This window comes from Rhizobium sp. FG113, from assembly GCF_057809895.1.
The window spans coordinates 24,652-46,330 of the sequence record NZ_JBMDKV010000009.1; the positions used below are offsets into that span (position 1 = coordinate 24,652).

Genomic DNA, 21,679 nt, shown 5'->3' on the forward strand with positions numbered 1-21,679 from the left:
GTCGGTTCTGTCTGGTGACCGAGGATGTCACTGCTGCCGATATCGTCGACCATATCAAGGCGCACAAAGGCGACCTCGATCTTTTCTATGATCCGAGGAACCTGCAGTCACTCTGCAAGCATCACCACGACAGCGCCAAGCAGATGATCGAAGGCGGCAAGGTCGTGGTGACCTATGGCCTCGACGGGTATCCGATCGAACTGGGGTAATGGCATGAGCGAACACGGCAGGACGAAGGCAATGGTCATGGCGCTACCCGATGGTGGCGCTTTCGTCGTAGTGCACAGCGCTGTCATGGCTCGGTATGTCGAGCGGATGATCTACGACCTGCGAGGCCGAGACTTCTTCAAGCGGTGCCATGTTCATCCCGTCCATGGGCACGGCTCGCTTCCCCGCCTCTACGGTCTGCGCATCCCCATCTTCGTCGACCATGCGTTCTGGATGTATTGCCAGACCGGTGTTGGTGCCGCGGTCGAGCGGATCGTCGAGAGTGCGAACCGGATGCGCCCGCCCATAGCCGCCTAACTGTAGATGTTGCATTTCTGCAACAGAGGGTAGGGGGTGTGGCAAAGTTGCCACATGTCGGCCTGGGTACCGGCGTCGGGGCACAACGCTAACGCTATTACAGTATTTTCTACGAGGAGAATTGGGTGAGCGCCAGCGCCGCGGTCGATGCGCGGTGAATTTCTTGGATGGCGTGCGTTCAATTTCATCCATTTCAGCAAATTTGTCAAGACAATTCGTCTCCCGCGTGCGCAAGCGCGCGAGGCAAACTGAGGATTTCCATCATGGCGAAGCGAAAGGCGCGCATCGACAGCGCGACTGAGGCCGTGCGCGTGATGGCAAAGGCAACGATTGAAATAATGCCGCCGGCCAACGTGCCTCTAGACGAGCAGGACGAGCCTTTCTTCAAAAACGTGGTTGCTGAGTTCGCACGGTCGGAATGGACCGACCATCAGCTTGAGCTCGCTGCCATGCTCGCCAGAACGATGGCAGACCTTGTGCGAGAGCAAAAGCTCCTGCGAGACGAGGGCGGCGTTGCCTATTCCGAGAAAGGCACACCCGTTGCTAATCCACGCAAACAGATCGTCCAGATGCACGCCGGATCGATCCTTTCGTTTCGCCGTTCGCTGGCCCTTCATGCTCGCGCCGTTCAGGGCGAGGCGAGGGACGCAGCCAAGCGACGCGAGGCGGCCAAGGGCATCGAGGGTGACAATCCATTAAAGGACGATCTGCTCGCCCGACCGGGCTAGGTGATGAATGCCCGTAAAACTTCCAGCGTCGACGCTTGCTGCGATCAAGTGCGGGCGGATCCCCAAGCTCAGAGACTGGCGCAAGCTGCCGAACAACAAGCTGACCCGCGGGGAGCGGGTTTGCCGCTTCATCGAAGAATATCTGGTAGTTCCGGAGGGCGAACTTGTCGGGCAGCCGATCAGACTGCTGTCCTTCCAAGAGGCCTTTATCCTCAGCACCTACGACAATCCGGCTGGTACGGCTCGCGCCTACCTGTCGATCGCTCGTAAGAACTCGAAGACGGCGACGATCGCTTGTCTCCTGCTGGCTCACATTGTTGGGCCAGAAGCGTACCAGAATAGCCGCATCATGTCTGGCGCGCGGTCGCGCAAACAGGCTGCCGAGGTCTACAACTACGCCAGCAAAATGTGCATGATGTCGCCGAAGCTGTCGAAGCTGGTGCGCATCGTGCCATCCGGTAAGATGATTATCGGCCTGGCAATGAACGTCGAATATCAGGCTAGCTCAGCTGAGGCAAAGAGCGCGCACGGCGGATCGCCTATTCTGGCTATTCTCGACGAGGTTGGCCAGATCAAGGGACCAACGGACGATTTCGTTGAGGCCATCGTCACGTCTCAGGGAGCATACGGCGACAAGGCGATGGTTTTTGCCATCTCCACGCAGGCCGCGACGGACGGTGATCTGTTTTCGCGCTGGCTCGACGACGCCGAGATGTCCAAGGCGCCTCGTATCGTCAGTCATCTCTACAGCGCACCGGCCGATTGTGACGTTCTCGACGAGGATGCGTGGAAGGCTGCAAACCCGGCTCTTGGCTTCTTCAAGTCGGTGACCGCAGTGCGAGACGACGCTGAGCGAGCGTCACGCCAACCGACAGAGGAAGCAAGCTTCCGCTGGCTGCACCTTAACCAGCGCATTGACGCATCGGCTCCATTTGTGGCGCCTGCCGTCTGGCGGGCATGCGATGGCGAGGTCGATGACTTCGATGGAGCGCCAGTCTTCGGCGGGCTCGACCTGTCAGAGGTGTCCGACTTGACCTCTCTGGTGCTCATGGCGCCGAAAGAGACGGACACAGGCACGATCTGGCGCGTCAAGCCGACGTTCTGGCTACCTGGCGACGCGCTGCGCGACAAGGCAAAGGCCGACCGCGTCCCGTATGACATCTGGCATAAGAACGGCCAGCTTGAAACGACGCCGGGCTCGACGGTTGAGTATGAGTTCGTTGCATACAGGCTCTATGAGCTCTCGCAGCAGATGGACCTCCGGAAGATCGCTTTCGACCGCTGGAACTGGCGACACCTGAAGCCGTGGCTGCTCAAGGTTGGTTTCACCGAGGAGCAGCTCGAAGGCGACAACGCCATATTCGAGCAGTACGGGCAGGGCTTCGCGTCTATGTCTCCGGCTCTTCGCGAGCTTGAGGGCATCCTGCTTAACAAGAAGCTGGCACATGGCGGCCACCCGGTCCTGACGATGTGCATGATGAATGCGACGGTGCGCCAGGATCCATCTGGAAACCGCAAGCTCGACAAGCAGAAGTCTCGAGGCCGTATCGACGGTGCAGTTGCGCTGACGATGGCGACGGCCATGGCAGGGACTTACGAGGGCGCGGATCAAACCACGTCGTTCTGGGAAGTTCTCGACCCCAACCAGCAATACTGACAACAAGGAATGCCGGATGGGTATCTGGAATCGCCTGCTCGGCCGAGAGGACGAGCAAAAGTCCGTATCATTTGATCCGGTCTGGCTGAATTGGTTCGGGTCGCGCCAGTCAAAGGCTGGCGTCTCGGTCAGCTGGGAGCGCGCTCTCGACGTTTCTACGGTCTTCGCTTGCCTTCGCGTCATCGCAAACGGTGTGGCGCAGGTGCCGTTGCAGGTCATGAAGGAGTTGCCGGACGCCAAAGGCGGCACGCCGGCGTTGGATCACCCGCTTTACAAGGTGCTGAACCGTCGCCCCAACCAGTGGATGACGGCTTTCGAGCTACTTGAGACCATGATTTTCCACGTTGCTCTCACGGGCAACGCGTTCTTCTACAAGAACATGGTCCGCGGCAAGGTCAAGGAGCTCATCCCGATCGACCCGGGCTCAGTGACGATCACTCGCCACGACGATTATTCGCTGTCATATCGCGTTAGCGGCTTGGATGGCCGCACGATGGACTTCCCGCAGTCGCTCATCTGGCACGTAAAAGGCCCTTCTTGGGATACTTGGCGCGGTTTGGATGCGGTGCGGCAGGCGAGGGAGGCAATCGGCCTCACGATCGCGACGGAAAACACACAGGCCGAGATGCACGCCAACGGCTTGCAGACTGGTGGCGTCTATTCGACCGAGCAGAAGATTTCGCCTGATGATTATAAGAAGATCCAGGCGTGGATCGCTGCGCAGATCGGCGGCGCGAACAAGCACAAGCCATTCGTGATCGATGCCGGGTTCAAATGGACCCCGCAAACGATGACTGGCGTGGATTCGCAGCATCTCGAGACGCGAAAGTTCCAGACTGAGCAGGTTTGCCAGTCTTTCGGCGTGTTTCCACAGATGATCGGCCACGCTGGGCAGGCGATGACGTTTGCAAGCGCCGAGCAGGTGTTTCTGGCGCACGTTGTCCATACGCTCGGGCCTTGGTGGCGCCGGATCGAGGAATCGATCGACGCAAACCTGCTCGATGGCGACGAGGACGATGGTTTCTGCGCGAAATTCAATGCGAATGCCCTGCTGAAGGGCGCCGCGAAGGACCGCAGCGAGTTCTATTCGAAGGCTCTGGGGTCCGGCGGATCGCCCGCGTGGATGACGCCAAACGAGATTCGAGCGCTCGAGGATCTAAATCCTATCGCCGGCGGGGATGAATTGCCCAAGCCGACGAATGTTGGTGGCGCGCCTGCGCCAAATAAGCCGCAGGACGGCCAACAGGACAAGAAGACATGACGAAAACCACTGGTCAGCCTGGCGTTGAGCACTTCAGTTTCGCCCTCGGCGAGATCAAGGCCGACACTGTTGGCGATGACATGACGTTTTCCGGCTACGGCGCTGTTTTCGACAACGTTGACGCCGGCGAGGACGTTCTCGTTAAGGGCGCCTTCAAGGACACCCTCGCGAAGGCAAAAAGCACCGGAATTTGGCCCGCCATGCTATCCCAGCACGGCGGATACGGCACTCAGCTGACGCCGATCGGTGTTTGGACAGAGATGCGCGAGGACGATGTCGGGCTATACGTCGAAGGCAAGTTTGCCAACACCGAGCGAGGCCGGGAAGCGTACGAACTGGTGAAAATGAAGCCAAGGCCGGCCATTTCCGGCCTGTCTATTGGCTTCCGGCCAGTCGAATGGACCCTCCGAAGTGCCCCCGGCGAGCCCCGACGCACTTTGAAGTCGGTCGCGCTGTCGGAAGTCAGCCTCGTGACCTTCCCCATGAACGCGAAAGCACGCGTTCTGAGCGTCAAATCGGAATTCAACCCGCGAGAAATCGAAGACGGTCTGCGTGAAGCTGGCCTGTCGCGGGCGGATAGCGTGAAAGCTGTCGCGGTCTTCAAAAGCGTACTGCTTCGCGATGAAGCAGAGCCGAATGCGGATCTTCGTGATGAAGAGGAAGCGGCAACCAAGAGCGACGCTGAGCTAACCACGCTGGCGGAGCGCATCAAGGCGCTGATCGCCTAGCCACCTGCTAGCGCGGCACGCTCTTCACCACCCACCACCACATCAGGAGATAAATATGTCTGAGAAGACCGCTGTCGAGCAGGTCATGTCTGCCTTTGAAGAGTTCAAGGCAGCCAACGACAATCGCATCAAGGAAATCGAGAAGAAGGGCGTCGCCGACGTGCTTCTCACCGAGAAAGTAGACCGCATCAACGCGGCAATGGACAAGTTCGAGGACGCCAATCAGAAGGCGACCGCCGAGATGCTCGAGACCAAGAAGGCTCTCGACGACGAGAAGAAGCATGTCGATGAGCTCGAAGAAAAGCTCAATCGCCTTTCGCTCGCCGGCTCGGCCGATCCCGCCAAGCGTGCAGAAGAACTGAAGTCCAAGGTCAACCTGTGGGCTCGCGCTGTTGTTGGCGCACACACGATCGGCATTCCGAACCTGCCTGCTGAACAGCAGAAGGCTCTGGCCGACGTCACCGCTGAATACAAGTCGCTCTCGGTCGGCAATGACACGACTGGCGGCTATCTGGCGCCGATGGAATACGTCCGCGAGATCATCAAGACCGTGACGGAGATCTCTCCGGCCCGTGCGCTTGCTCGCGTTCGCCAGACCGCATCCAAGTCGATCCAGCTCCCGAAGCGCACCGGCCAGTTCGCCGCACAGTGGGTTGCTGAGCAGGGCCAAAAGTCCGAGACCGACGGTCTGCGCTACGGCATGTGGGAAATCCCGACCCATGAGCTGTTCGCACTGATCGACATCTCGAACCAGAACCTCGAAGACTCGGCGTTCAATCTGGAGTCGGAGATCAGCTTCGAGGCGACCGAGCAGTTCGCTGTGGCCGAAGGTGCTGCCTTCGTGTCCGGCAACGGCGTTGGCAAGCCGGAAGGCTTCCTGGTGGCTGCTGGCGTAGGCGGCGCGAACTCTGGTTCCGCGACCACGATCGCTGACGCTGACGGCCAGGCTGACGGCCTGCTGAAGCTGAAGTACGGCCTGAAGACCGCCTACACGCGCAACGCGTCGTGGGCTCTCAACCGTACCACGCTCGGCTCCGTTCGTCGCCTCAAGGACGCCCAGAAGAACTACATCTGGATGCCAGGCATTGCCAACGGCCGCCCGAACACGATCGACGGCGACCCCTACGTCGAAGTTCCGGATATGCCGAACGAAGGCGCAGGTGCCACTCCGGTAGCATACGGCGATTTCGCTCGCGGTTATACGCTGGTAGATCGCATCGCCATGGAAATGCTCCGTGATCCTTACACGCAGGCTACCAGCGGCAACGTCCGCTTCATCTTCCGCCGTCGTCTCGGTGGTCAGGTGGTGCTGGCTGAAGCAATCCGCAAGCTGACCTGCGCGGTCTAAGCCAACGGCGGGCGCTCTCCGGGGCGCCCATTTCCAACACCATAAGGAGATAGCCTGATGGCTTCCAAGGACACCTACAACAACATTGGCGTCACGCTTGCTGTGTCGCCGGCCGTTCTCTCGGCTACCAACACTTCAGCCGCCATCGACCTCGCTGGCTTTGAGGGCGCGACTGTCGTCGTCACCTCTGGCGCGATCGTAGCCTCCGGTAACTTCACGCCGAAGCTGCAGGAATCCGACGCTTCCGGCTCCGGATTCACCGATGTGGCTGCGAAAGACCTTCTCGGCGCATTCCCTGCGGCTCTCGCTGCCGATTCCGCCTATAAGGTCGGTTATCTCGGCTCGAAGCGCTACATCCGCACGGTCATCACGCTGAATAGCGGCACGTCCGTCGCAGCAAGCGCCGTCGTTCTGAAGTCGCACGCTCGCAGCAAGCCGGTCGCCTAATGGTGCACCAGGTCGTTAAGCCGTTCCCGTATTCGGAGGACGGCGTAACGCTTATCGGCCTGAATGTGGGTGATAAGCGAGATTTCGGCGCGCTCGCTGAAGGCCTGGCGTCTGAAGGGTGGGTCGAGGCCGTAGAAGGCTCCGTGGAACCCGAGCCCGAACCGGAACCTGTTCCAGAGCCGGTTCCGGAGCCAGAGCCGGTACCGGAACCTGAAAAGCCTGCAAAGAAGGCGGGGAAGTAACATGAGTTTGCGCCTTGTGACGCCGGCATCGGCTACGATTGTGTCGTTGACGGAAGCCAAGGCGCATCTTCGCGTCTTCCACGAAGACGACGACGACTATATCGACGGCCTGATCGCCGCCGCGCAGGATTGGCTGGCCGGTGAGAAGAACTGGCTGGGTCGATCGGTCGTCGAGCAGGCCTGGGAGCTCACGCTAGACCGTTTCCCGGTCGCGAGGATCGATCTGCCAAAACCGCCATTGAAGTCGGTTGACGGCGTATTTTACACGCCCGCAAGCGGGGTCGAGGTCACTCTTTCCGGATTTAGGGTCATCGACGCCAAAGTGCCCGACGGTGGATACGTCCTCCCGGCGGTCGGCACGGCTTGGCCAGTCACAAACGGGGAGCCCGCGTCTGTACGCATCGCTTTCAAGGCTGGATTCGAAACGGTTCCCACGTCGGTAAAGCAGGCGGCGCTTCTGATGATTGGCCATTGGTACGAACACCGTGAGGCGGCATCCGACGTGAAGATTACCGACCTGCCTATGGCGGTCGACGCACTGCTCTATCCCTATCGGAACTGGGCAGTCTGAAGAATTTGGATTCTTTGCTGGTGGCAGCTATATACCAGTTGCTTGGCTAGGGTAGCTCCCGAAAAGCGGTCATCCAGCCGCCTGCCAAGCGCCACATCTGGATAGTGAGAGGGATACTCGCGATGGATTTTTACACGTACATTTGGCGTGATGCAGCTGGCGTGCCGTTTTATGTGGGCAAGGGCAAAGGCCGGCGATTTAACCAGATCGCTAGTAGGTCTGAAGAATTCAAGAGGGTCCACGGTCGCGGCGGATGTGCCGTAGAGATTGCCGACCGATTCATTCACGAATCGCAAGCGCATGCTCACGAAGTCGAGTTGATCGAGTTGTATGGGCGCCGCGAGATGGGCGGTCTCCTTGTCAACAAAACTGATGGCGGCGATGGCTTCGCTGGAGCGATACGGACGCCAGAGCACAATGCTAAGATAGGCGCCTCTAAGGTTGGAAAACCTCGTCCGGATAGCGTGAAGATAAAGCTGAGAGAGATCAAGACGGGTGTTCCACTCTCTGTGGAGCATCGCGCAGCTATCTCTCTCGGGCAGACTGGATCGAAGCATTCCGATGTAACGAAGGCAAAGATCGGCGCGGAACACAAGGGCAAAACCATATCGGCGGATCAAGTTGATAAGATTGTCCACACGATGACCGGCAGGAAACTTACAGAGTTGCATAAGCGCAATATGTCGGCCGCCGTCTCACTTCGATACCAAGACGATTTAGAGCGCGAAAGGTCCGCAAGGGCTTCGCACTCTGCGTCTGTAAGTTCCAACAACACGTCTGGCTACAAAGGCGTGTCGTTCCGGAAAGACAGAAATAAGTGGCGGGCAACTATTAAGATTGGCGACGTTCAACGTAGCTTGGGTGTTTTCGAAACTCCTGAGGAAGCGGCAGTGGCTTATGACGTAGCAGCAAAAGCTGCTTGGGGTCATGACGCTTACCTAAACCTTCCCGATCGATTAGCGTCCTTCAACTAGGAAAAACAACATGGCAGCAATCTCTATCACGCCGGCGAATGTCGTCGCCGGCGCCAATGCCACGCGCGATTCAGGCACTGCTGGTGAGGCAATCACCGCGGGCCAGACCGTGTATCTGTCGTCGACGACAAACCGCTGGATGCTGGCTGACACAAATTCGCCCACGGTCGAGGCGCGTGTCGCCAAGGGCATCGCCCTCAACGGCGCTGCCCTTAACCAGCCCGTGGCTATCCTCAAGGATGGCGATCTGACAATCGGCGCCACTCTGACCAAGGGTGTTGGCTACTACCTCGGCGGGGCGCCTGGCTCGATCGTGCCGGTCGCTGACCTGACAACCGGCGATTACACGTGCTTTCTTGGTATCGCCAAGTCGACGAGCGTTCTCGCCGTTAAGATCCAATCCGCAGGCGTGGCGCTCTAACGTGTGGGTGCGGTTTAGCGAGCGCTTCGACTTTATCGCGAACGCCGCCGTGACCGTCGTTTTTCGACCAGATGGCGGCCCGCTCAAGGATGGTCGCTATTCGGTGACGCGGGCTTGCGCCGAAGCGGCGGTTGAGGCTGGAAAGGCCGAGACCTGCCAGCGGCCGAAAGGCAGGTTCTGATGGCGAAGCCAACTAGCGCCGGCGCGATGCGGGAGAAACTGCACTTCCAGGCGCGCGCGATGATCGATGACGGCTATGGCAATGAGCAGGCTGGCGACTTCGCCACTGTGTTCACCACCGCCGCCCGTCTCACGCCAATGAAGGGCAGCGAGCCCGTCATCGCCTCGCGGCTGGCCGGAGTGCAGCCCTATATCATCAGCATTCGCAGCTGCGTGGCGGCTAGGGCCGTCACCACGGCGTGGCGAGCGGTCGATGCGCGCAATCCATCGCGGATCTTCAACATCACGTCAGCGGCCAACGTCGACGAGAAGAATGCCATGATCGACATGATGGCGACGCAGGGAGTGGCGACCTGATGGCACTGAAGGCGAAGGTCACGGGCAGGGCGGAGCTGACTAGGAACCTCAGAGCATTCGTCCCGAACGCCTTGGTCTATGCAGCCGACGCCAACTATCGGATTGCCGAAGAGGTTGCTGACAAGATCCGGGAAGTTGCTCCGCGTGGCGCGACGCTCGAATATGCAGAGGCGATCCACGGCGACTTCGTGAAGCATCACCCGGATGCTCTCGATTTCAGCGACAACCCGACCAAAGACAAAGACGCCGCGGGGCTATTCGCTCCCTATATCTGGCGATTCTTGGAATTCGGGACTGCGCCGCACAACACAGCGGCAGGTGGCGGCACGGTGAAGGGCCGATCGGCTTTCTCTGAGGGCAAGGGAAACCTGCATCCAGGCACGCCAGCCCAGCCGCACATTTACCCGACATGGCGAAGCTTCAAGGCAACGGCGGTGAAGATCAAACGCGCCGCGATTGCCAAGGCGATACGCGAATTCAATCGGATATAGTCAATGGCTGCAGCAGAGCTTGAATTGCAGGGTGCGATCGTCGCTCGCCTGAAGGCTGACGCTGCCTTGACGGCGCTTGTCGGCGGGCGCGTTTACGATCAACCGCCGTCTCCGGTGACTTACCCCTACGTCACCATCGGAGAAGCGCAGACGCTACGCAACGATGCAACATGCATCAGCGGCGGCAAGGTCTACCTCACGATCCATGGCTGGTCGACCGCGGTCGGCTACCCCGAGGCGAGAAGGATCGCGGAAGCCGTAGTGGAAAGCCTTCATTTGGCGCCGATAGCACTTCCGACCAATCATTTGAATTCACTCATGCATCGTCAGACGCGGACGTTCCGTGATGCTGACGGGCTGACCAGTCACGCGGTGATCGACTTCGTGGCATCGGTGCGCAAGCCGTTCGCTTAGCGCCATCAACACACAAACACAAAGATAGGCCGCCTCGTCGGCAAAGGAGTCACTATGGCAGATGGCGAACAGCTCGGCAGAACCCTACTCATCAAAGTAGGCGACGGCGCTGATCCAGAAGTATTCAGCAACCTGTGCGGCCTGAAGGATCGAAGCTTCGACCTTTCCGCCAATTCGGTTGATACCACCAAGCCGAGCTGCACCAATCCCGGTGGCCCGGTCCAGAAGACTGGCCGGCCGGGTATTGTCAGCCGAACCTTCCAGGGTTCCGGCACGTTCGTATCCAGCGCCGCCATGAAGGCGTTCATGACCAACGTCATCAACGCGACCGTCTTCAACGCGCAGGTCATCGTGCCTGGTCTCGGAACGTTCGCCGGCCCTTACTTCGTCACCAGCTTCCAGGCTAGCGGCGACATGGAAAATGACCTGCAGTTCAGCGCGACCTTTGAAGCTGCTGCTGCGCTCGTATTCACGGCGGAGGCATAATCCATGGCTAAAGAGGAGAAGGTATTTCCGCTGGCCGTAAACGAAGCGCGCGGTGAAACGGCGCTTTGGGTCGCGGGCGTACCGCTAGTGCTGGCGGCCGAGATCGGTCGCCTGTCGGCCGTATCAACCCGCCTGCAGTGCAAGTCGCTCAACGATCTGTTCCTGCGACTTTCTGGCGTTGAGACGGCGGCGACGCTTGCTGCGATCGAGCTTCTGACCGTCAAGGGCAATGCGCTCGAGGCGATCACGAAAATCAAGCTGAAGCACTTCCCGGCATGCGCCGAAGCGTTTTCTGCCGTCCTCTCTCATCACTTCGAGGGTGACGAGGGTGACGCGGGAAACGCGGAAGCCGTCGACGAGGCGGCTTAAAGAAAGAGGAGCCGTTCCCGTGGCGGGAATGGCTGCGGATCGGGACCGGTGGCCTGAAATGGCGACCGGCCGATTTCTGGGAAGCCACGCTCACTGAATTCTTTGCGGCCATCAACGGCCACAACGAAGCGCAAGAGCCAGAGCAGAAGCAAGAGGGCGGCCCGACGGCCACCGAGATGGCTGAGCTCATGGCGAAGTATGGATGATTTTCGGAAGGGCCCGCCACCACGCGGGCTTTTCCATTTTAAGGCGAAATGCTGATGGCTGACAACGACAATAATCTGGTCTTTACCGTCAGCTCGGACATGTCCGCCGCGCAGCGCGGCTTGGCGAAGTTCGCGGTTGATGTAGGCGCATCGGCCGACCAGATCGCTAGAAAATATGCGGCCGCCGGCGCCAAGATCGACGGATCCGTTTCCGCGCTTCAGTCTCGCATTAACGGCGTGGTCGGGATTGGCGCTAAGGTCTCGAAGGAGTGGACCGGCGCGCTGGCCGATCAGGGCAAGGAACTTGAGCGCCTTCGTGCTCGTTACTCGCCTCTTTTCGCCACCATCAACAACTACAAGCAGGCCGTCACCGACATCAGACGCGCCCATGCAATCGGCGCAATCTCGGCCAACGAGATGGCAGCCGCGATCAGCAAGGAGCGGCAGGCCGCTCTAGCATCTACCGCGGCGATCAAGGGTCGCAATGCTGCGCTGGCGGCAACTCCGGCTGCAAAGCCTGGCTCGACCGGCGCCGTGCGCGGATTTGAGACGGCGAACATCGCCGCTCAATTCCAGGATATCGCCGTTAGCGCCACCTACGGCAATCCCATTCAGGTTGCGCTTCAGCAGGGTACGCAGCTTTCTTCCATCCTTGGCCAGATGGAAAACCCCATCAAGGGCATTGGCGCGGCGTTCATGTCGATCGTCAGCCCGGTCAGCCTGGTCACTATCGGCGCCATCGCGGCAGGTGTGGCTGCTTTTCAGTATTTCAGCTCGACCGAGGATGAGGCCGACAAGGCGGCCGACGCGCTTAAGAACCACTCCGACCTGATCCAACGGATCAAGGAAGCGTGGCCAGAGGCAGCGGAAGGCCTGAAAGACTACGCGGCGGAGAGCAAACGTATCCTGATGCAGGATACGAAGGACTCGGTTGAGCTCTATAAGTCGGCGATTGTCGATGCGGCAAAGGATGCCAAATCACCACTGCTGAGCATTCCGGCTAGCGACTTTCAGGGTGCGACGGAGACGATCCGCCTTGTGCAGGTGGCGATCGGCCAGTTGGATACCGGCATCAAGGCTGGGAACCCCAATCTGCGCGCGTTCATCGAGCAACTGATTGAGATCGAAAATAAGTCAGGCACGCCCGAGAATATCAAGGAACTCATCAAGGAGATCCGCGAGGCGGCGAAGGCTGGCCTTGATGCGCAGGCAAAGCTCGATCCGCTCACCAAGACGATCGATGGCGTCGGCCTGGCTGCTGCGCAAACGGCGAAGAACATTGATCTGTTCGTCAAGGCCGTCGACAAGCTGTCCGACATTTCGCCCACGCCGCTTGCTGACATCACGAGAGCCCAGAAGGCCTATGATGACGCCCTCAAGGCGGCCCGCACTGAGGCGGACGTTCGCGCAGCTGATGACGCGCTTGCTGCGGCCAAGAAGCGTATCGCGGACCAGAATCCGACCGTCACCGACGGTGATGGCCGCACGTTCGATGTCCCGACCCCTCAGTCTCGACCGCTGGTCGAGCTGGAAGGACTACCGGGCGCCGACAAAGCCGATAAGAAAGCCGAGACGGCCGCTCAAAAGGCGGCCAACGCTTATCGCGACCTGCTCAAATCTGCCAGCGATCGCATTGCGCAGGTGCAGCAGGAGATTGATCTGCTCGGCAAATACGGCGTCGAAGCCGACGCCGCGCGCTTCGCCTTGGACCTCATGCAGCAGTCCGAGGACAAAGGACGCTCGCTCTCCGAGACACAGCGCAAAGAGATCGAGAAGAAGGTCGAGCTCTACAAGCAGTATTCTGAGGCGCTCGCCAAGGCGAAGCTTTCGCAGGATATTTTGCAGCAGCAGCGGTTCAACTCGCTGTCGAAGGAAGACCAGCAGATCACCACGACGCTCCGCCAATACGGACTGTCGGAAGATCTGGGAAGCAAGGAAGCGGGCCAGATCAGGCAGTCGTTACGAACCGACGAGCTGCGCGATGATCTGAAGTCGTTTGCCACGGATTTCCGGACATCGCTGCTCAACAACGGCGGCGATATAGGGAAAGCCTTCGCGGATTCGATCGAGAATGCGCTTATGAACCAGGTCGCCAAGATCTGGGACAAGCTGTTTGATCAGATCATCAACGCGTTTCTCAATAGCGGATCCGGTCAGGCCGCAGCCAGCAATGGTGGCGGGCTTGGCGGCCTCATCGGGAGTGTGTTCAGCGGTAGTGGCAGCGCAACGGCGAGCAAGGCCGTATCATCGAGTGCGAGTGGTGCTGTCGATAAAGCCTTTTCGCTTCTCGGCCAGAACGAGACGAGCAACGCATCATCCATCAACTCCTTCCTGAAACAGGGCGGCGTTGACCTGAATGCGGCTCAAACCGCTTGGTGCGCTGCCTTCGTCAACTCCTCGCTGGAGCAAGTTGGCGTCAGCGGAAGCGGATCGAATGTGGCTAACTCGTTCCTCAATTGGGGAACGAAGATCGACCCGAGCCAGATCCTTAAGGGTGACGTGCTTGTGCAGAGTCGCGGTCTTGGGGCAAGCCAGTCGGGCGGCCATGTCGGCTTCGCTACGGGTGCCACGCGCCTTGTCGGTGGCCAGCAGCAGCTTGAGATGCTTTCGGGCAATCTCAGCAATGGTGTTGGCAAGAGCTGGGTCGACGCGATGGACGTCCAAGCCCGCCGCGCAACTGACGCTGCTTCGTCGCTGGGGAAGGTGGCTAACTCGTCGATGAATGCCACGCAGGGGCTCGGCCAGTTCGGCAAGGGTCTCAATCAGCTCGGAAGTAACCTGTCTGTAGGCGGTGGTGGGGGTGGAGGTTGGCTCAACTTCCTCGCTGGCACGAGTTTTGCCGGATCTGGTCAGCTTGCGGCTAGTGGCGGCATCGGCCTGTTTGCTGATGGCGGATTGATTACCGGCCCCGGAAGCGGGACGTCTGACAGCATTCCGATCATGGCATCGGACGAAGAGTTCATCGTCAACGCCAGGCAGTCCAAGAAACACCGAGCGCTCCTTCACGCCATCAACAATGGCACGATCGGACGCTTTGCAGCTGGCGGCGTGGTTGGTGCGGTCGCCCCAACACTCGCCCCATCAGGCGGCTTTGGCCGTGGTGACGTCGAGATCAACGTGATCAACAACAACGGCTCGCAGGTTTCCCAGACCAAGCGCAAAACGGCCTCCGGTCAGGCTATCGACGTGGTCATCGACGATATGGTCGCCGACAAGATGAACAAGCCCGGCTCGCGCTCGCGCGGCGCCGTGCAGTCGCAGTTCGGCTTGAAAACAGGACTAGCTAGACGATGACAGCAATCTGGCCAGACAGCCTGCCAAAGCGGTTCAACGTGGCGTCGTATCAAGAAACGCTGCCTGACAACGTCATCTATTCCGAAGTGTCGATCGGGCCAGCAAAGGCCCGACGACGCACCACCTCGAATGTCTGGGATCAGAGCGGCACGATGGTCATGACTTATGACCAGTATCGCGCATTCCTGCGGTTCCGGTCGGAAGACGTCAGCGGCGGCGCCAAGGCCTTCTGGTTTCCAGACAGACTTGGCGGCCCGAACTTGCTGGTCAGGTTCAAGGAGCCGCCGAAGGCGACGCTCGATGCCAACCTTTGGCAGGTGGCGATAACGCTAGAGGTGCTGCCGTGAGCCGGACAGTCTCGTCGAACTTCATCTCGGCAGCCAATGCCCAGGAGACGGATGAGGTCGTCATCTGTCTCCTCACGGTGACACACGAGGAAATCCCCGAGCCGATCTACCTGTCGAGCGACGCGACCGAGCGTCTATCGGCGGATCCGCTCATCTACGGCACGACGAGCCGCGGCAACCAGCATTTATACCTGCCGTTCGAGTTCACGCTTCCGGACGACAAGAGCGATAGCCCGCCACGGGTTATCCTGACGATGGATAACACCGATCGGTCGCTCGTCGCGCTGCTGCGGTCGATCTCGACGCCAGCCGACGTGCTCGTTGAGATCGTGCTGGCATCGGATTTGAATCAGGTCGAACTGGTCATGCCTGCTTTGCAGTTGGGCGACGTGACGATCAACGAAGGTTCGATCTCGGCGACGCTGGTCGCGGACGCACTCATCAGCGAGCCTTATCCGGCCGGGCTTTTCACGCCTGGCGCATTTCCGGGATTGTTCTGATGCTCTCAAGGTTCGTAGGCATCCCCTATGTGGCTCACGGTCGCGACTACGCGGGAGCGGACTGTTGGGGTTTGCTCTTCCTTTACTATCGCGATGAACTCGGCACGCCTATCCCTTCCTATTCGGCCGAGATGCGGGAACGCGAGTTCCACCGCAAGGATATCGGGCCGCTCATGGACGTCGAGATCGATCGGCTATGGGATCAGGTCGAGGATCCGCAGCCGGGCGACGGCGTATTGCTGCGGGCAGGGCGGTTCAACACCCACGTCGGCGTCTTCCTCGGAGCTGGCAAGATGCTGCACAGCGAGGGTCCAGAGCCCTCAGTTGTGGTGCGCCTAGACGACATACGGCTGCGTTCTCGCATCGCCGGGTATTTCAGATTGAAGACCGACGGTTCGCCGCCGGCGTAAACAGGCGGTTCCCACATGCAGATTGCACGGAACGTCGTGGCGCACAGTCACGCCGGAGAGATCATTGCGCCTGCCGATAAGGTCGATGTCTACATCCGCCCGTCGCCGCTCCGTCAGGACAAGAAGCATTTCCGCATCCCGGCCGGTCTGACTGTCGGCGAGATGATTGAGGAGTGCGCAGCGCAGGCCGGTCTCCACCCGGAGAAGTCCGCGCTGGTGGTCTCGCTAAATGGCCACAAGATTCCGCGCGCGAACTGGGCGCGCCTCCGCGCCAAGTCTGGCGTGACGGTCAACATCGTCGCCGTGCCGCGAGGCAAGGCGATCGGCAAGATCCTCGGTGCGATCGTCGCGCTCGTGGCGGCGGTTGTGGCGCCATATCTGGCGACTGCGGTGTTCGGTCTTGCGGCGGGCACCACTGCGTTCAGCGTAGCTACCGGCCTGATCGGCGCCGGCCTGTCTATGGCTGGATCGATGATCGTGAACGCGCTGTTCCCGCCGGCCAAGCCAGTCAGCCAGGTCGACAACACCAAGACGCTCTACTCGATCGGTGGGGCGCAGAACGAGGCCACCCAGTACGGCGCCGTTCCGACAATCTTTGGAACGCATCGCATTTCGCCGCCTTATGCGGCAGGCCCGTACACCGAAATCATCGGTGACGATCAGTATCTGCGCATGCTCTTCTGCGTCGGCTACGGCCCAATCTCGATGTCAGACATCAAGATTGGCGAGACGCCAATCAGCAAGTTTGATGGCGTGACGATGGAGGTGATCGAGGATCACATTGCCACGCCGCCGACGCTCTACACGCAGCCTGTCTATGAAGAAGACGTCTCCGTTTCAATGGAGTTCGCCGATAGCTGGACCACTCGCACCACCGCGGACAAGGTCGAAGAGATCTCGGTCGATATCGCCTTTCCGAACGGTGTCTATCAGCTTCGCAGCTCGAACGGGCAAAAGGTCAACTACACAGTCGGGGTGGAGGTGCAATACGCGCCGGCAGATTCCGGGGCTTGGGTTGCAGGTGGATCTGTTGTCCTGACGGCCAACTCTACCCAGGCGGTTCGCCGCACCGTGGCATGGACGGTTCCTTCTGGCAAATATGACGTCAGGGTCAGGAAATCGACGTCCGACAATCCCTTTGTCGATGATCAGGTGTCCGAGGTCGTCTACTTCTCCGCCTTGCGCGGGCGCCGGCAGGTTCCGGCGATCAATTTCACCAAGCCTCTCTCTGTCATTGCCATGCGGATCAAGGCGACTAACGAGCTTTCTGGCGTCGTCGACAAGTTGAACCTTCTCGCCACGCCTCGCATTCGCGCGTGGAACGGCACGATCTGGGCCGATGGCCAGCCCACCAGCAATCCCGCCGACCACTTCCGGCATGTGCTGCAGGGGAATGCCAACGCTCGTCCGGTGGCCGACGCGTTGATTGATCTCGCCGGGATCCAGGAGTGGCACGAATACTGCCGCGTTAAGGGCTTCACTTTCGATATCGTGGCCACAAGCCAGCAGTCGGTGTTCGATCAGCTTCAGCAGATTGCTGCTGCAGGTAGGGCGGCTGTATCGCTGCGCGATGGCAAGTGGGGCGTCGTATGGGACGTCGAAGATAGCCCGATCGTCCAGCACTTCACACCGCGCAACTCGTGGAGCTTCTCGTCCACCCGCGCATACGCTGACCTGCCGCATGGCTTCCGTGTCTCGTTCATCAACAAGGCCAACGGCTACCTCAATGACGAGCGCGTCGTCTATGACGATGGCTACACAGAAGCCAACGCCACCAAGTTTGAAGGCTTGGACTTCCCTGGCGTCGTTGACAAGGATCTGATCTGGAAGCACGGCCGGTATCACCTGGCCCAGCTTCGCTTGCAGCGCGAGTCCTATTCGCTCTCGACGGACTTCGAGAACCTCGTCTGCACACGCGGCGATCGCGTTCGCGTCAACCATGACACGGTTCTTTGGGGTCTCGGCGCTGGCCGCGTCTCTTTCGTCAGTTCGTCGCCGGATACGGTCGTCATCGACGATACGTTCCCGATGGAGGCGGGGAAGACCTATTCGATCCGCTTCAGGCTCGATGATGGATCTAGCGTTGTTCGACAGGTCGCCGGCATTGACGGTGACTTCAGGACGTTCACGCTGGTCGGCACTGGCGACCTGCCGATGCGGGGTGACCTCGCGCTGTTCGGTGAGAACGGTCTCGATAGTGTGGTTCTTCGCGTCAAGGGCATCACAGCCCAGCCAGACCTGTCTGCTAAGATCGAGCTGGTCGATGACGCACCCGACATTCTGCTTGCGGACAAGGGCGATATCCCGCCATTCGAGACGGGCATCGCAACGCTGGTTGACTATCGGGCCTATGCTCCGCAGCAGCTGACATATGTCGAAACCATCTGGACGAAAGCGTCCGGCCAGTCGACGTTCAAGCTGAGCTGGCTCGCTCCCTCGGTCGGATCAGTCTCGTCCTACATCGTTCAGTATGCGGTCAAAGGCAGCGATAACTGGAACCCATCGGTTTCCGCAGCTGGCACATCACTTGATCTGAACGGCATAGATGCTGGCGTCTATGACGTTCGAGTGCGAGCCATCTTTACCAATGGCCAGCTCTCCGATTGGGCGTCTCAGACAATGGTGGCGGCGATCTTCGCCGATCCGCCAGATGACGTTTCAGGCTTCAGAATTTCGATCGCCGGCGATACGGCCACGCTTCAGTGGGATGATCCGCAGGACGAGACGGTCAGTTATTACCATATCCGGTTCTCACCGCTCACCAGCGGCGTGACCTGGCAGACTTCATCGCAGCTCCGGAACAACGTCGTCGGCACAAGCGTGCAGGTCTCGGCCATGGTCGGAACCTATCTGATCAAGGCTGTCACGTACTCTGGGCTGGATTCAGTCAATCCCGCGATCATCGCATCGACGGTGGATCCACTGACATCCTTCAACGCTGTTGAGGCGATGCAGGACGCGCCGACGTTTGCCGGTACCAAAACGGATGTCTCCGTAAGCAGCGGACAGCTTCGCCTAGAAAGCGGCGGTGACGTTTTCGATCTGACTGACTTCTTCGCACCTCCTGACTACTTCCTGTCCGGTGGTGGCTTCCCATCGCAGGGAATCTATGAGTTCGTCAACGTCATCGATCTCGGGCAGGTCTACACCTCTCGTGTGTCTGCTGAGGTGGTCGCATTCGGTGAACTCACCAGCGAAGAGGTATTTTCGCGTCCGGATTGGTTCGGGTCACCCGACTTCTTTGGCACGGCGTCTGAATCGCTATGGGACGTCACGGTTGAGATATCGACCACAAACGACAACCCAGCCGGCACGCCTGTCTGGAGCGCATGGAGCGAACTGATTGCGGCCGACATCTCGGCACGCGGTTATCGCTTCCGCGCTCTCCTGAAGTCGTTGCAGTTCGATGTGACGCCGGTCGTAACTGGCTTGGCGGTCACAGTCGACATGCCAGACCGGGTGCTTGCCGAGAACGACCTCACCGTCGGGACGGGCGGCAGGACGATCAGCTTTACGCCTCCATACTTCGCGCTCAGCGGGGTCTCCATCTCAGCCCAGGGTCTGCAGACCGGTGATTACTACGAGATCACCGCAAAGGATGCAGCCGGCTTCACCATCATCTTCCGCAATGCATCAGGCACGGCGGTGACGCGATCGTTTGATTACGTCGCGAAAGGATACGGGACAGTTCAGTGACGCAAGCAACGCTTTATAGCGTGCCAACCGTCGGGCCGGCGAGCCCGACGGTGATGGCGCAGCGCATCGATGACAACTTCGATGCGATCATTTCCGGACATTCTGGATCTGCTCGCCCCGCCTATGCGGTAGAGGGTATGATCTGGGAAGACACCTCGGTCGCGGGAACAGTGAAGTACAATCACTATGACGGCACTGACGATATCCTTCTTTGGACAGTCAATACCGCAACAAATGTTGTGACCTATGCCAACGTAACGCCGTCGTCAGACCAGGCGTATGGGCAGTGCCAGTTGACGCTGTCGGGTGGAAATCTTCTTCTTTCCAGAAAAAACGGAAGACTACTGACGGTCAATGGCGCCCACTATGTCATCCCCGCCAGTGGTCCAACATTGGCCGCTACGAGCCTCACGCCTGGCACGCTCTACTACATCTACGCGTACATAAACTCTGGCACCATGGCGATGGAGGCCTCAACGACGGTCTCTGCGATCGACGCAGCCACCGGGATGGCGATCAAGACGGGCGATGCGACCCGCACTCTGGTCGGCATGGCGAGACCAGTGACCGGACCTGCTTGGGTTGATAATCCGAACCAGCGCTTTGTCCGCTCCTGGTTTAATTCCCCAACAATCGCGCTTTCTGCGAATTTCACTGCCGATCGAACGACGGCGAGCATCTCCTTTACAGAGATAAACTCAGAAATCAGATGCGAGTTTCTGCTTTGGTCTGGAGAAGTTTTACGTGCCGCTGGCACGGGCTCTGTTTCAAACAGCAGCGCGAGTGTCGCCAACGTCACGTCTATTGGGGTTGATAGCACAACGACGCCAGAGGTGGCCGGAATTCTGACGAGCTCGACGAACGCCAACAACAGTCAGTCGTTCGCGGCCCCGGCAATCCGAAACAATCTGACGCAGGGATATCATTTTATAACACTCCTTGGGTCGGTTGGCGGTGGCACCGCTACTTGGACTGGGTCTACGAATGGTTTCCGTTCCGCCATAACAGGGGAAATAAAATAATGACGCAGGCTGTAAAATTCGGTTCGGGGGTACAGGCTTTTGGCAACAGCATCGCCGCAGGCAGCGTTGCCAGCGCTGGGAACGGGTATTCCAATGCCGTGGTTGCGTTTATCGGCGGTTCCCTTGAAAGCCGGGCGATCGGCGGGACGGGGGTTCAGTCGATAACCCAACAGGGCTACACCTACCACCCGTATGGGGCTCGCTCGAAGCCTGTTATATGGGACGGGCCGCTCAACGATATTCGAAGATACGGCGCGGTTGCACTGGATGCCATCCCTGCCGCGCTTGACGCATTCCTCTCTTCGGCCTTTGCCGGAGGGGCTGTTCCTGTTTCATACTCCGGTGTTTCGAAGATCGGGGCATGGAACACGCTCGGGACAAACTTCGGCGGAAAAGCGCTATCGTTTAGCTCCAGGGGGCTTTACACCAGCGACCCTGCAGCGAGCATGAGCTTTAATTTCACCTTTCCCCGTATCGCGGTCCATGCGTACATCACAGAGCCTGTCGCTTTCGGATCAACGTACAAAGACCTCGATGTATCGATCGACGGCGGCCCGGTTGATGTTTTTTTCCTCAATAACAAGGCTCTTCCCGGTGAGGGGTACTGCGGAGCAGCGAAAATTTACCGCAACCTCGGAACCGGTCCCCACTCCATCAAGATTACCCCGCCGACAACAGCGGGCGCCTACACCGCCGTGGACTGTCTCGTCTTTCCTCAACCCGAGGGATTCGCGCCAGTTTTCGTAGGGCATGTTCCGTATCTCGCGAACTGGACTGCCGGCGGCCTGTCGGGTGCGACCCAAGCCCTCGTTGATCAAGCCAATGCAATCATCGATGGCGTCATTGCTGAGTGGAGAGCAGATGGCTTCCCTGTAGAGGCGGTCCCCGTCAATGATTTCTATGACGTGACTCGAGATTGTTCCCCCGATAACGTCCACCCCCACACGGCAGGACACCGGAACTACGCTATGGCATATATGGATCGCATGCGAATCATCCCCTAAG

The 21,679-nt window shown here is 59.4% G+C and carries 23 protein-coding genes and 1 pseudogene; all 24 read left to right on the forward strand.

Annotated elements, in window-relative coordinates:
• Positions 1-14: 14 nt before the first annotated feature.
• The 24 genes and pseudogenes from ACODTZ_RS20110 (at position 15) to ACODTZ_RS20225 (ending at position 21,678) form a co-directional block, all read left to right on the forward strand.
• Positions 15-209, forward strand: coding sequence for an HNH endonuclease signature motif containing protein (locus tag ACODTZ_RS20110; protein WP_489027521.1), 195 nt, complete (start codon positions 15-17; stop codon positions 207-209).
• Between the two features lie 4 nt (positions 210-213).
• The gene (locus ACODTZ_RS20115) at positions 214-525 is read left to right on the forward strand and encodes a hypothetical protein (RefSeq protein WP_489027523.1); all 312 of its coding nucleotides are present in this window, start codon (positions 214-216) and stop codon (positions 523-525) included.
• A gap of 263 nt (positions 526-788) precedes the next feature.
• Positions 789-1,253: a terminase small subunit gene (locus tag ACODTZ_RS20120; protein WP_489027525.1), complete on the forward strand. Its 465-nt coding sequence runs from the start codon at positions 789-791 to the stop codon at positions 1,251-1,253.
• Positions 1,254-1,260: 7 nt separating this feature from the next.
• Positions 1,261-2,910 carry a terminase large subunit gene (locus tag ACODTZ_RS20125; RefSeq protein WP_489027527.1) on the forward strand — a complete coding sequence of 550 codons (1,650 nt, stop codon included), beginning with the start codon at positions 1,261-1,263 and terminating at the stop codon, positions 2,908-2,910.
• A 16-nt stretch (positions 2,911-2,926) separates the two neighbouring features.
• The gene (locus ACODTZ_RS20130) at positions 2,927-4,171 is read left to right on the forward strand and encodes a phage portal protein (RefSeq protein WP_489027529.1); all 1,245 of its coding nucleotides are present in this window, start codon (positions 2,927-2,929) and stop codon (positions 4,169-4,171) included.
• Positions 4,168-4,899 carry an HK97 family phage prohead protease gene (locus ACODTZ_RS20135; protein WP_489027531.1) on the forward strand — a complete coding sequence of 244 codons (732 nt, stop codon included), beginning with the start codon at positions 4,168-4,170 and terminating at the stop codon, positions 4,897-4,899. Before ACODTZ_RS20130 ends, ACODTZ_RS20135 begins: the two co-directional genes overlap by 4 nt.
• A gap of 55 nt (positions 4,900-4,954) precedes the next feature.
• Positions 4,955-6,247, forward strand: a complete 1,293-nt coding sequence (locus tag ACODTZ_RS20140) for a phage major capsid protein (protein ID WP_489027533.1) — start codon at positions 4,955-4,957, stop codon at positions 6,245-6,247.
• Positions 6,248-6,304: 57 nt separating this feature from the next.
• Complete coding sequence (locus ACODTZ_RS20145; RefSeq protein WP_489027534.1) at positions 6,305-6,694, forward strand: hypothetical protein; 390 nt, start codon at positions 6,305-6,307, stop codon at positions 6,692-6,694.
• Between the two features lie 243 nt (positions 6,695-6,937).
• Positions 6,938-7,507, forward strand: coding sequence for a head-tail connector protein (locus ACODTZ_RS20150; protein ID WP_489027536.1), 570 nt, complete (start codon positions 6,938-6,940; stop codon positions 7,505-7,507).
• A 122-nt stretch (positions 7,508-7,629) separates the two neighbouring features.
• Complete coding sequence (locus ACODTZ_RS20155; RefSeq protein WP_489027538.1) at positions 7,630-8,481, forward strand: AP2 domain-containing protein; 852 nt, start codon at positions 7,630-7,632, stop codon at positions 8,479-8,481.
• 10 nt (positions 8,482-8,491) lie between these two features.
• Positions 8,492-8,902: a hypothetical protein gene (locus ACODTZ_RS20160; RefSeq protein WP_489027540.1), complete on the forward strand. Its 411-nt coding sequence runs from the start codon at positions 8,492-8,494 to the stop codon at positions 8,900-8,902.
• Between the two features lie 180 nt (positions 8,903-9,082).
• Entirely contained in the window at positions 9,083-9,439 is a 357-nt protein-coding gene (locus ACODTZ_RS20165; protein WP_489027542.1) for a head-tail adaptor protein, read from the forward strand.
• Positions 9,439-9,930, forward strand: a complete 492-nt coding sequence (locus ACODTZ_RS20170) for an HK97 gp10 family phage protein (RefSeq protein ID WP_489027544.1) — start codon at positions 9,439-9,441, stop codon at positions 9,928-9,930. The genes ACODTZ_RS20165 and ACODTZ_RS20170 overlap by 1 nt, the downstream gene beginning before the upstream one ends.
• A 3-nt stretch (positions 9,931-9,933) precedes the next feature.
• Positions 9,934-10,344 carry a DUF3168 domain-containing protein gene (locus ACODTZ_RS20175; RefSeq protein ID WP_489027546.1) on the forward strand — a complete coding sequence of 137 codons (411 nt, stop codon included), beginning with the start codon at positions 9,934-9,936 and terminating at the stop codon, positions 10,342-10,344.
• Between the two features lie 54 nt (positions 10,345-10,398).
• On the forward strand, positions 10,399-10,830 hold the full coding sequence (locus tag ACODTZ_RS20180) for a phage tail tube protein (protein WP_209190962.1): 432 nt from the start codon (positions 10,399-10,401) through the stop codon (positions 10,828-10,830).
• Between the two features lie 3 nt (positions 10,831-10,833).
• Positions 10,834-11,199 carry a hypothetical protein gene (locus ACODTZ_RS20185; protein ID WP_489027548.1) on the forward strand — a complete coding sequence of 122 codons (366 nt, stop codon included), beginning with the start codon at positions 10,834-10,836 and terminating at the stop codon, positions 11,197-11,199.
• Positions 11,200-11,225: 26 nt separating this feature from the next.
• Positions 11,226-11,405, forward strand: a pseudogene (locus ACODTZ_RS20190) (phage tail assembly chaperone); the annotation flags it as partial.
• Between the two features lie 54 nt (positions 11,406-11,459).
• Entirely contained in the window at positions 11,460-14,699 is a 3,240-nt protein-coding gene (locus ACODTZ_RS20195; RefSeq protein WP_489027550.1) for a phage tail length tape measure family protein, read from the forward strand.
• A complete protein-coding gene (locus tag ACODTZ_RS20200; protein WP_489027552.1) occupies positions 14,696-15,046 on the forward strand; it encodes a hypothetical protein in 351 nt (116 codons plus the stop codon). Before ACODTZ_RS20195 ends, ACODTZ_RS20200 begins: the two co-directional genes overlap by 4 nt.
• A complete protein-coding gene (locus tag ACODTZ_RS20205; protein ID WP_489027554.1) occupies positions 15,043-15,546 on the forward strand; it encodes a DUF1833 family protein in 504 nt (167 codons plus the stop codon). Before ACODTZ_RS20200 ends, ACODTZ_RS20205 begins: the two co-directional genes overlap by 4 nt.
• Positions 15,546-15,956, forward strand: coding sequence for a C40 family peptidase (locus ACODTZ_RS20210; protein WP_489027556.1), 411 nt, complete (start codon positions 15,546-15,548; stop codon positions 15,954-15,956). The genes ACODTZ_RS20205 and ACODTZ_RS20210 overlap by 1 nt, the downstream gene beginning before the upstream one ends.
• A gap of 15 nt (positions 15,957-15,971) precedes the next feature.
• On the forward strand, positions 15,972-19,652 hold the full coding sequence (locus tag ACODTZ_RS20215; protein ID WP_489027558.1) for a host specificity factor TipJ family phage tail protein: 3,681 nt from the start codon (positions 15,972-15,974) through the stop codon (positions 19,650-19,652).
• The gene (locus tag ACODTZ_RS20220) at positions 19,649-20,674 is read left to right on the forward strand and encodes a hypothetical protein (protein WP_489027560.1); all 1,026 of its coding nucleotides are present in this window, start codon (positions 19,649-19,651) and stop codon (positions 20,672-20,674) included. Before ACODTZ_RS20215 ends, ACODTZ_RS20220 begins: the two co-directional genes overlap by 4 nt.
• Complete coding sequence (locus ACODTZ_RS20225; protein WP_489027562.1) at positions 20,674-21,678, forward strand: hypothetical protein; 1,005 nt, start codon at positions 20,674-20,676, stop codon at positions 21,676-21,678. The genes ACODTZ_RS20220 and ACODTZ_RS20225 overlap by 1 nt, the downstream gene beginning before the upstream one ends.
• The last annotated feature ends 1 nt before the right edge of the window (position 21,679 follow it).